The organism is Agrobacterium sp. DKPNP3, from assembly GCF_052686535.1.
This window is the reverse complement of the sequence record NZ_JBQYSN010000062.1, coordinates 19,831-30,439: the sequence shown is the minus strand read 5'-3', so window position 1 is coordinate 30,439 and position 10,609 is coordinate 19,831. Positions and strand designations below refer to the sequence as shown.

At 60.3% G+C, this 10,609-nt stretch carries 15 protein-coding genes; all 15 read right to left on the bottom strand.

The window, feature by feature from the left end:
• Nucleotides 1-358 (bottom strand): urease accessory protein UreF (locus tag ACUTJJ_RS16800; protein ID WP_445542844.1); only part of this gene is annotated, 358 nt, incomplete at its 3' end.
• A gap of 3 nt (nucleotides 359-361) precedes the next feature.
• Nucleotides 362-853, bottom strand: a complete 492-nt coding sequence (gene ureE / locus ACUTJJ_RS16795; RefSeq protein ID WP_445542843.1) for an urease accessory protein UreE — start codon at nucleotides 851-853, stop codon at nucleotides 362-364.
• A gap of 315 nt (nucleotides 854-1,168) precedes the next feature.
• On the bottom strand, nucleotides 1,169-1,705 hold the full coding sequence (locus ACUTJJ_RS16790) for a peroxiredoxin (protein ID WP_063948247.1): 537 nt from the start codon (nucleotides 1,703-1,705) through the stop codon (nucleotides 1,169-1,171).
• 156 nt (nucleotides 1,706-1,861) lie between these two features.
• On the bottom strand, nucleotides 1,862-2,527 hold the full coding sequence (locus ACUTJJ_RS16785; RefSeq protein WP_445542842.1) for a TIGR02117 family protein: 666 nt from the start codon (nucleotides 2,525-2,527) through the stop codon (nucleotides 1,862-1,864).
• Between the two features lie 12 nt (nucleotides 2,528-2,539).
• Complete coding sequence (gene ureC, locus ACUTJJ_RS16780) at nucleotides 2,540-4,249, bottom strand: urease subunit alpha (protein WP_209087278.1); 1,710 nt, start codon at nucleotides 4,247-4,249, stop codon at nucleotides 2,540-2,542.
• A 4-nt stretch (nucleotides 4,250-4,253) separates the two neighbouring features.
• Nucleotides 4,254-4,898 carry a Urease operon accessory protein gene (locus ACUTJJ_RS16775; RefSeq protein ID WP_445542841.1) on the bottom strand — a complete coding sequence of 215 codons (645 nt, stop codon included), beginning with the start codon at nucleotides 4,896-4,898 and terminating at the stop codon, nucleotides 4,254-4,256.
• A gap of 4 nt (nucleotides 4,899-4,902) precedes the next feature.
• Entirely contained in the window at nucleotides 4,903-5,319 is a 417-nt protein-coding gene (locus ACUTJJ_RS16770) for a lysozyme inhibitor LprI family protein (protein WP_445542840.1), read from the bottom strand.
• 3 nt (nucleotides 5,320-5,322) lie between these two features.
• A complete protein-coding gene (locus ACUTJJ_RS16765; RefSeq protein WP_209087272.1) occupies nucleotides 5,323-5,679 on the bottom strand; it encodes a GFA family protein in 357 nt (118 codons plus the stop codon).
• A 1-nt stretch (nucleotide 5,680) separates the two neighbouring features.
• Entirely contained in the window at nucleotides 5,681-5,986 is a 306-nt protein-coding gene (locus tag ACUTJJ_RS16760) for an urease subunit beta (protein WP_063948241.1), read from the bottom strand.
• Between the two features lie 21 nt (nucleotides 5,987-6,007).
• Nucleotides 6,008-6,265 carry a DUF1272 domain-containing protein gene (locus tag ACUTJJ_RS16755; RefSeq protein ID WP_445542839.1) on the bottom strand — a complete coding sequence of 86 codons (258 nt, stop codon included), beginning with the start codon at nucleotides 6,263-6,265 and terminating at the stop codon, nucleotides 6,008-6,010.
• A 12-nt stretch (nucleotides 6,266-6,277) separates the two neighbouring features.
• The gene (locus ACUTJJ_RS16750; RefSeq protein ID WP_063948239.1) at nucleotides 6,278-6,580 is read right to left on the bottom strand and encodes an urease subunit gamma; all 303 of its coding nucleotides are present in this window, start codon (nucleotides 6,578-6,580) and stop codon (nucleotides 6,278-6,280) included.
• A gap of 107 nt (nucleotides 6,581-6,687) precedes the next feature.
• Nucleotides 6,688-7,539 (bottom strand): urease accessory protein UreD, encoded by an 852-nt coding sequence (locus tag ACUTJJ_RS16745; RefSeq protein WP_445542838.1) that lies wholly within the window; start codon nucleotides 7,537-7,539, stop codon nucleotides 6,688-6,690.
• On the bottom strand, nucleotides 7,446-8,699 hold the full coding sequence (locus ACUTJJ_RS16740; protein ID WP_445542837.1) for an alpha/beta hydrolase family esterase: 1,254 nt from the start codon (nucleotides 8,697-8,699) through the stop codon (nucleotides 7,446-7,448). The genes ACUTJJ_RS16745 and ACUTJJ_RS16740 overlap by 94 nt, the downstream gene beginning before the upstream one ends.
• Before the next feature lie 242 nt (nucleotides 8,700-8,941).
• On the bottom strand, nucleotides 8,942-9,637 hold the full coding sequence (urtE, locus tag ACUTJJ_RS16735) for an urea ABC transporter ATP-binding subunit UrtE (protein WP_445542836.1): 696 nt from the start codon (nucleotides 9,635-9,637) through the stop codon (nucleotides 8,942-8,944).
• Nucleotides 9,638-9,845: 208 nt separating this feature from the next.
• Entirely contained in the window at nucleotides 9,846-10,607 is a 762-nt protein-coding gene (gene urtD, locus ACUTJJ_RS16730) for an urea ABC transporter ATP-binding protein UrtD (protein WP_445542835.1), read from the bottom strand.
• Nucleotides 10,608-10,609: the final 2 nt, after the last annotated feature.

Here is a 10,609-nt window from a genome sequence, read left to right as displayed (position 1 = left end):
CAAGAACCTTATGCGGCCATGCGCCTGCGGCGGAAACGAAAGCGTCACCCAGAAGCACGGTCTCCCGATAACGCTCCGCCGAACCGGCGAGCGCGCGGCCAAGATCAGCCGTTTCGCTGAGTGCTAGGGCATCCTGCGAGCATCGCCAGGCTTGTGCCAGAAAAACCGCATCATTCCAGAGGCTGCCATGGAGAAGAAGCGTTTCCACCCAGCCGCTCAACTCGATGGCGTTACGCACGCGCCCGTCCTCCACCGCCTTTTCCAGCCCGCCCGAATAGGAAAAGCCGCCGACAGGAAAGGCCGGCGACATCCAGGCCATCAGCCGCAGCAGCGCGGCAACGCCGCTTTCCCCGCTCACGCCTCAGCCGTGATCATGATGGTGGTGGCCGTGCCCGTGATCATGGCCATGCGAGTGGCCGCCATGGGCGTGATAAGCGCCGCGTGCCGGCTGGAACGACTCTTCCACCTCGCGCACTGTGGCGCCCAGACCTTCCAGCATGGCGCGAATGACATGGTCACGCAGGATGAGAATGCGCTCCTCCTCGATCTGCGCTGAAAGATGCCGGTTGCCCAGATGCCAGGCGAGCTCAATGAGATGCAGCCGGTCCTTCGCCTTGATTTCGAACAGCTTTTCATCAGCCGCGCGAACCTCGATCAGATCGCCGTTTTCGACGACCAGCAGGTCGCCATGGGCAAACAGTACGGCTTCCTTCAGATCCAGCATCACCATCTCGTCATTCTGCAGATGCAGAAGCTTGCGGCGCAGATGCCGCTGGTCATGTGCCAGCGTGACGTAGCCGGAGGGCTCGTCGCCGGGGGTTCCGGCGGGGTGATAGGAGGTGACGCGCAACATGGGATGATCCGTTTCAGAAACAGTCTTGGGGAGAAGATTTTTGACGGATAGCGGGCATGATTTCAAGGCGCGATTTCAGAAGGTTGACGATAGCTGGAGACCTCTCTCCGTCATGCCGGGCCTGACCCGGCATCCAGCCACGGCCCGTCTGTGGCGTGAAAAGCCTCCCACGCGATCAAAGTCTTGATCGCACCGGACCCCGGATCATGTCCGGGATGAAGGAGCGTTAAGAGGCCGGCGCGGCAGAAAAAAGCACGTCGGACAAAGAAAAGCCCGGCATCACTGCCGGGCTTTCATCAGAAACGAAAACCGAGATTAGGCCGCAGCGCGGCTTTTCAGGTTTTCCAGAATGTTCTGCGGCGAGGAAACGCCGTAGGGGTCGCTATCGCAATTGTCCGAATAACCTTCTTCCTCGAACCACTGCTCGACGACGCCATCATTGATGACGGCAGCGTAACGCCAGGAGCGCATGCCGAAGCCGAGATTGTCCTTGGCGACCAGCATGCCCATCTTGCGGGTAAACTCGCCCGAACCGTCAGGAATGACCTTGACGTTTTCGAGGTTCTGACCCTTGGCCCAGGCATTCATGACGAAGGCATCGTTGACCGAAAGGCAATAGATGTCATCAACGCCGAGCGCGCGGAACTCAGGCGCGAGTTTTTCAAAATCGGGAAGCTGGTAGGTCGAGCATGTCGGCGTGAAAGCGCCGGGGAGCGAGAAGAGGACGACCTTTTTGCCCTTGAAATAGTCGTCGGAGGTCATGTCCTGCCAACGGAAAGGGTTCGGGCCGCCAACGGCCTCGTCGCGAACGCGCGTGCGGAAGGTTACGGCGGGCACTTTTTTGCCGAGCATGTCTTGTCTCCTGTTCTGGCGTTTTTGCGAGGTATCGCTTGGGATCGATCCGCGCGGACTTCTTTAGCAGTTTCCATAGCGCATGACGCGCTGCGGTGCAGCATAAAAAAAGGATTTCAGCCGCCAAATGCGCGAAATGCCGCACGGAATTGGGGATCAATTGTGCAGTTCTATCGACCAGTTCAACAGCGTCGGCAGGGGTGTCCACCAGCCGGTTTGAATGCCCGCTTCCCGCAACATCGCGGCTGACCATGTGTTGCAGCCGGCCAGCGCATTGAACCAGCCGTTCGCCTCGAAAAACGCGTCCGTGGGGCCGTAGCCGGCACCGGAAATCGGCCTGACACCGCCAGCGTTTCCGGCAAAACTTGCCCTGATGCCTGCGACAAGGCGCTGATAACCCGCTTCGGAAATGCGAAGCCGTTTCACGCCAGCGAGATCGGCGGGAAAATCGCCTGTCACATCCACATGCATGACGGAGTTGTCCAGCGTGAATGAGCGCAGCACCGGCATCGGTTTCAGATCCGCCCAAGTGGGCGTCTGGATATAAAACGCCCTGCCGCCCCAACCGAACACCACATAGGCCGCGGCTGGATGATTGACCGCGATGCCGCCCTCCTGCAATTCGGCGAACACCCGCCGCAGATCATTATCGACCGGCAGCGCGATATCGGTGTGGATCGGATTGGACAGCAGCAGGATTTCGCGCTCCTTCACGCCGTCTGCATCATCGGCAATAAAGGGGCGCGGCGTCACGGTGCCCAGCACCAGAAGCAGGAGGATCAGCAGCACGCCGCGACTGATCCATCTGAGGGCACGTGTCAATGGAACTTCCCGTCAGAACAGGAAATAACGCTGCGCCATTGGCAGCACGGTCGCCGGTTCACAGGTCAGAAGCTCACCATCCGCCCGCACCTCATAGGTCTCCGGATCGACCTCGATATGCGGCGTCAGCGAATTGTGGATCATCGACGCCTTGGAAATGCCGCCGCGCACGTTTTTCACCGGCAGCAGCTTCTTGGCAACGCCAAGGCGCTGGGCAAGGCCGCCATCCAGAGACGCCTGTGAGACGAAAGTCACCGAGGAGTTGGTGCGCAGCTTGCCATAAGCAGCAAACATCGGCCGGTAATGCATCGGCTGCGGCGTTGGAATGGAGGCATTCGGATCGCCCATCGGCGCTGCGGCAATAGAGCCGCCCAGCAGCACCATTTCCGGCTTCACGCCGAAAAACGCCGGGTTCCACAACACCAGATCGGCACGCTTGCCGACTTCGACAGAGCCGATCTCGTGGCTGACGCCCTGCGCAATGGCGGGGTTGATGGTATATTTGGCGATGTAACGGCGGACACGGAAATTATCGTTCTCGCCGGTCTCTTCCTTCAGGCGACCGCGCTGGCGTTTCATCTTGTCCGCAGTCTGCCAGGTGCGGATCGCCACTTCGCCGACACGGCCCATGGCCTGGCTATCGGAGGATATGATCGAGAACGCACCGATATCGTGGAGGATATCTTCGGCCGCGATGGTTTCCTTGCGGATGCGGCTTTCCGCGAAGGCGATATCCTCGGGGATGGATGGCGACAGGTGGTGGCACACCATCAGCATATCCAGATGCTCAGCCAGCGTATTGACGGTGTAAGGCCGCGTCGGGTTGGTCGAGGACGGAATGACGTTCGGATTGCCGCAGACCTTGATGATGTCAGGCGCATGACCACCGCCCGCCCCTTCCGTGTGGAAAGCATGGATGGTGCGGCCCCTGATCGCGGCGACGGTGTCTTCCACAAAACCGCTCTCGTTCAGCGTGTCGGTGTGGATCATCACCTGCACGTCATAGTCGTCGGCCACCGTCAGGCAATTGTCGATGGCGGCGGGTGTCGTGCCCCAGTCCTCATGCAGCTTCAGCGAGGAGGCGCCAGCCAGGATCATTTCTTCCAGCGGTGCCGGCAGCGAGGCATTTCCCTTGCCGGCGAGTGCCAGGTTCATTGGGAAAGCATCGAAGCTTTCGATCATGCGCTCGATATGCCATGCGCCGGTGCAGGTGGTGGCAAGCGTGCCGTGCGCCGGTCCGGAACCACCACCGAGCATGCAGGTCACACCGCTCATCAGCGCTTCCTCGATCTGCTGCGGGCAGATGTAATGGATATGCGCGTCCATGCCGCCGGCCGTCAGGATCTTGCCTTCGCCGGCGATTGCTTCCGTCGAGGGGCCGACGATGATCGTCACGCCGGGCTGCGTATCCGGGTTGCCGGCCTTGCCGATGGCGTGAATGCGGCCGTTCTTCAGGCCCACATCGGCCTTGTAGATGCCGCTATGGTCAACGATCACGGCATTGGTGATGACGGTATCGACAGCGCCTTCGGCCCGTGTCGCCTGGCTCTGGCCCATGCCGTCGCGAATGACTTTGCCACCCCCGAATTTCACTTCCTCGCCGTAGGTCGTGTGGTCCTTCTCGATCTCGATGAAGAGTTCGGTATCGGCAAGACGCACCTTGTCGCCAACGGTCGGGCCGAACATGCCGGCATAGGCGGCGCGGGAAATCTTGTAGGGCATGGGCTCAGGCTCCTTCGGACGCGGAGAAAATCGATGTGGGAGAAATTCGTTTAAGCCGGCGTGCAACCGCAAGGGTTTCAACCAGCTGCTTTTCGGCGGAAAATGGATGGCCACTCCAACCCTGGTGGCCGAAACCGGCAATCGCCACCTCGTCATCCTCACCGCTCACAGTCTCAAGAACATGGGCAATGGCGACAAGCCCGGTGCTGGGGCAGACGTAAGGTTCCGGCTCGTAAGCTTCGAGCGCGACATCGAGCCGTTCATGAACCTCCCGATGGATAACGACGTGGCTTTTGCCGCCCGCCCGCGCGATTGCTGCAAAGGCAGCGGTGTAATCCACGCAGAAATCGGTGAGCTCCGGCCACCGCGCGCGGATATCAGGTTCCATTTCTGCAAATTTTGCGGGATCGCGCACCGACCAGATGGCAGCGGCCTGTCGCACGCCGTCGCTCTCGCGCCATTCGGCTCCTTCGGTCATCTCACGACCAGGCCGTCCTGTATTGCAGACGGCCACGACATCGGTGCGCGTGCCGCCAAGCCCCAGCGAGCGGCAGTCGTTAAAACGGATGACGATATCCGAACGGTCGATAAGCCGGGCGGTGCCGGGCGGCAACTCCCCATTTCCGACAATCGCGATCCGCCGCCCCATGCGTTCAGAAGCCTTCCGACAGCTGGCGCAGATCATCCGCCCGCTTTGTGCTCATCTCGGCCAGACACGAAGAAATCAGCATCGGCTCCATCGAACCACCCCGCGCCTGAAAGCCTGATAGCGCGCAATTGGCATCGCGAAACGCCACCCAGGCGCGCTGGGCAGTGACCAGCGCATCGCCCGCGCCCTTGCCATCCGCATCCGCCGCCTTGTCACGTTCGGTAAGCAGCTTGCGCAGCTTCTGATACTCGACATTGAGCTGCTTGTCGGCCTTTTCGTAATCCTTGCCGGCGCAAATCGTCATATCCGCCTGTGTCTGCGGTTCCTTGCAATCCGGCTCCTGTGCGGCGGCCGGGCCAGAGATGCCTGCAGCCACCCAGAAGACGGTGGCCGCGGCAAGGCTGTTTTTGCTGATCGCCATCGTTCAGGCCGCCGCGCCGTCAAAAGCCTGCGGCTTCAACGCTCTTGGATCGACGCCATCGAGACAATTGGCATTGACCGCCACCATCGGCGTACCGTCAGGCCCATCGGCATAGGCAAAGCTTTCGATGCCACAGGTAGAGCAGAAAAAATGATGGATCTTGTGCTTGTTGAAGAGATATTCGCTCAGCTTGTCCTCTCCGGAAAGCAGCGTGAATTTCTCCCGCGGCGCAAAGGCGAGTGTCGAGCCCAGACGCTTGCAGCGCGAACAATTGCAAATGACGGTATGGTCGAGATCGACATCGACCTCGAAGCTGACGCTGCCGCACTGGCAGCTTCCATGATAATGCGCCGTCGCCATTTCATAACCTCCCCATGACCTGTTGACGGAAACCATAAACCTCGCGCTTGCCGGACAGCGGCACCAGCGTTACCTCCCGCTTCTGGCCGGGCTCGAAACGCACTGCCGTGCCGGCAGGAATATCGAGACGCATGCCGCGCGCCTTGTCGCGATCGAAAAGGAGACCCGCATTGGTCTCGAAAAAATGGTAGTGGCTGCCCACCTGCACCGGCCGGTCGCCCGAGTTGGCCACCTCGATCGTCACCGTCGGCTGGCCGGCATTGAGTTCGATGGTGCCTTCAGCGGCAATGATTTCGCCTGGCTTCATGGTGCTCCCCTTATTTCTGTCTCAGGCGGCATGGGCGGATGAACAGCCATTGGCCTTGAGCACGCGCTTCGTTGATGCCGGATTGTTGACGAGTTTCGCCGCCGGGCGGACGGGCCTGCGTACCAGCTCACCACCGCAATTCGGGCAGGCGCCATCAAGCACGCCAGTCACGCAATCGACGCAAAAGGTGCATTCGAACGAGCAGATCATCGCGTCCCTGTTATCGGGCGCTAGATCGCGATCGCAGCATTCGCAATTGGGCCTCAGTTCCAGCGCCAAATCTGCCTCCCTTTACCGGATCGGTTCGTGAACGGTCACCAGCTTGGTGCCATCAGGGAATGTCGCTTCTACCTGCACATCGTGGATCATCTCGGCAATGCCGTCCATCACCTGATCACGGGAAATGACATGCGCGCCGGCTTCCATCAGATCGGAAACGGCACGGCCATCACGGGCGCCCTCGACGACGAAATCGGTAATCAGCGCAATCGCTTCCGGATAGTTCAGCTTCACGCCACGTTCCAGCCGGCGGCGCGCCACCATAGCGGCCATGGAAATCAGCAGCTTGTCTTTTTCTCTTGGGCTAAGGTTCATCGTCGTCCCACAGCTTGGCATCTGCTCCGCAAACAAGGTTTGCTGGAGACCAGATCCGATATTTGACAGACCCCGAAGAACGCCTGTCACGAGACGATCCGAAGGGTTTACAGATTCCAGACTTTCGGCACTGGCGCGCCGTTTCGCAAGAGCGAAATGATCGGAAAAAGCAATTTTCTCAAGGAGAAACCATCAGCGGCGGCAACGCGCACCACGAGCTTGCCCTGCCATTCGCTGGCGCCGCCGCTTTCCCCGGCAATCGCCCGGATTTTAGGCAGAAGCGCCTCGGAAAGCGGTCCGATATAAAGCAGCGTTGCAAAGGCGACCTGACCGGCCAGAACCGCCGTCTTCGCGGTCAGCGCCGCCACCTCGCCTTCAAGCCGCAACTCTTCTGCATGCACCAGCTTGCCGCCATGGCGAATCCGCCAGCGGTCGCGAAAGAGCCCATGCGTCATCGCCTCGCCCATGGCCTGGCGGCCAAGTAGAACGGCTTCGACGGCGATAAATTCTGAGGATTGATCGAGATCGGCTTCAAGCCTTCGGGTGAGTGACGCGCGCTCGAACAGGATGGTTTCCTGCGGCAGCCAGTGGAGCTTCGCGCCCGGCCCGGCGGAAACTCGGGCGGCGACGGTGGCGGTGCCCGATGAGGCCTTATAGACCTTCTCGCAGGCCTGTGTCGTGACCACAAGCGAGGTACCGGCGCCGGCGGCTGCCTGCCATTCGATGTCATCCCCGCCGGTCAGGCCGCCGGAGGAATTGATGAGAATGGCTTCCATTTCATTGGAAAAGGTGTCCGGCAGACGGATTTTGGCGCAGCCCTCCTGAAACAACTCGTCCAGCCGGCTGCGCCCTTCAACTGCCTTGGTTACAATGCGTCCTCTGCCACGGGCGCGTTGTTGCCGGACAGGTTGAGCGTCTTCGCAACCGGAAGGGCTGATGGCTTGCTGTTGCTGCTGCACGCGGTCTCCGAAACGGTTGCGGAAGCGGGATTGGCCTTGGCGACGCAATCCTTCTTGACGACGGCGTCCACCACCATCTGCCCTTCCGTGTTGCGGAAGAAATCCCACATTCTTTCGGCCGCATCAACCGTGCGCGTCACTTCGCCTGTGGGCATCTTGCGCTCCACGGCGGGCTGCGCCTTCGGCGTCTGCTCGCCACCGGGCTTGCGGGTAACAACGGCGTTCGCCGCCAGAACCTCGGCCTTCATGGTGGCGCGCGGCCAGGCATGGTCCCAGTTCTCGATGACATAGGACTGGATGCGCGCACCGGCCTTGCAGACATCGTAGGAATTGACGGTGAAGCTCTCGCCCACCTTGCTTTTGGCGGCGCCCTTGCAGCCATCCATCTCGGCCCAGCGCTTCAGCGCCGTCTCGCCGCTATATTGCCAGTAGGATTTGCCGCCGCCCTGATAGGGGTTGGCGGGATCCTTCAGCCCGGCAAAGGCGATGATCGACATCGGCCGCGCCGGTGTACAGCTTGCCGCATCAGGTGCCCATTTGCCTTCGGTTTCCTGCGGATAACCCGCGCGCAACGAGGCGACAAAACCGGCGGCATTAAAATCCTTGGCTCCGGTGCAGATGAATTGCGACAACATGCGCCCGCCGCCTGAATAGCCGGAACCGTAAAAACGTTCCTCATCGACGCAGAACTTGCCCTTCACCATGGCAATAGCATCATGAATGAAGCTCACCTCATCCAGCCCGCCGGGGCGTGTTGTAACGCCGGGAACATTCCAGGCATGGGTGCCCGGCAATTCGCCGTTTAAACTGCCCGCCAGCGCGACGACCACAAGACCATCACGCTCGGCAAGCTTGTCCCAGCCGCTGCGGTTCAGCTGCCCGTGCGGGTTGCTGTTGGAGCCGTGGAAATCGAATACGACAGGCAGTGCCTTTTTTCCATCATAGGCGGATGGAACAAAATAGACGCCGTCGCGTTTCTGCCCGTTAGAGAGAATGGAAAAATCATGCCGACCCGGTTCCATGCCGGGGCCGATATCCTGACCGCAGGTCGATGCCGACGCTGCGGCCCCTGCGCCTGCGCTGATTACCAGCCCGATGAACAGGCTGCGTGCGAAACGCACCCACCGGGAAGCCCGGCCCACTGCAAAGTCTTGAATCATTGACACGCCTTTATTGGCACAGTTTCCCGACGATACGTCGAGCGTTCGGGAAATGTAAGGGATCAACAGTCGCGGCGTGCGAATAGACTTCTTCTGTGTCTCGCATGCAGCATTTCATGGCCCCAATAACACAGGCTTTTACTTAATGAAATGCTAAAATGCTGCATGAAAGCCATGCAGCAGCGCATGGACTTTCAAAATATTAATCGGCCGTTCTTATGTCGTGAGCGGAACGGTCGCCTCTACACGGTAAGATGTCGCCGCGCTTCCGGCGTATCCAGCGTTGCAGCCAGCCCCTCATGCACGATCTCGCCGCGGTCCATGATGTAGACATAGTCGGCAAGTTCGCGGCAGAAATCCAGATATTGCTCGACCAGCAGGATGGCCATGCCGGTGGAATCGCGCAGATATTTGATCGCCCGGCCGATATCCTTGATGATCGACGGCTGAATGCCCTCGGTCGGTTCGTCAAGAACGAGGATTTTCGGCCGCGTGACCAGCGCCCGGCCTATGGCAAGCTGCTGTTGCTGACCGCCGGATAGATCGCCGCCGCGGCGCGACAGCATGGTCTGCAGCACCGGAAACAGGCTGAAAATATCATCCGGGATGAACCGCTCCTTGCGCGACAGCGGCGCATAGCCGCTCTCCAGATTTTCCTGAACGCTCAGCAGCGGAAAGATTTCCCGGCCCTGCGGCACGTAACCGACGCCGCGCTTCGCCCGCTGGTAAGGCGCCAGCCCATCCAGTGCCGCATCACCGAAACGGATCGTGCCGGCGCTGGTAGCCTGCTGGCCGGTGACCGCGCGCAACAGCGAGCTTTTTCCGACGCCGTTGCGGCCGAGGACGCAGGTAATCTTGCCCATTTCAGCGGTGAGCGATACGCCGCGCAGGGCTTGTGCAGCGCCGTAATGGAGGTTGATGTTGTCGACTGTCAGCATGGTGAAACTCCAATGACGGTATGGTGGGCCGCGCTACCCCCCTCTGCCCTGCCGGGCATCTCCCCCTCAAGGGGGGAGATCGGCAAGTGGCGAACACTCTGCCGCATAGCATCGTGGCAAAGGAGCGAGCGAGGGCGGCATCTGATCTCCCCCCTTGAGGGGGAGATGCCCGGCAGGGCAGAGGGGGCTATAGCCGCAAATATCACCATCACCGCCCCAGATAATTCTCGATCACCTTCGGATCGCTGGACACAAAATCGATCGACCCTTCGGCCAGCACCGAGCCTTCGGCAAGGCACGTTACCTTCACCCCCAACTCACGGATGAAGCCCATATCGTGCTCAACCACCACAACGGAACGGGTTTTCGCAATTTCCTTCAAAAGCACCGCGGTTTCCGCCGTCTCCGCATCCGTCATACCCGCCACCGGCTCGTCCACCAGGAGAAGCTTCGGTTCCTGTGCCAAGAGCATGCCAATCTCCAGCCACTGTTTCTGCCCATGCGAAAGATTGGCGGCGAGGTCTCCCCGGCGGTGTCCAAGCCGCACGGTGGCGAGGATATCTTCGATGCGCGCCTTGTCCTCCGCCGTCAGCCGGTAGAACAGCGTCGCGAACACGCCGCGCTTGCGGTTCAGCGCCAGCTCCAGATTGTCCCAGACGGTATGGCTTTCGAACACCGTCGGCTTTTGGAATTTCCGGCCGATGCCGAGCTGGGCGATATCCGCCTCGTCCTTCTTGGTGAGGTCGATGCTGTCTTCGAACAGCACCGTGCCGGTATCCGGCCGTGTCTTGCCGGTGATGATATCCATCATCGTTGTCTTGCCCGCGCCATTCGGACCGATGATGGCGCGAAGCTCGCCCGGCTCCACCACGAATGAAAGGGAATTCAGCGCCTTGAACCCATCAAAGGAAACGGAGACGCCATCGAGGTAAAGCAGGCTCTTGGTTCTGTTTTCGGAAACCGTGTTCATGG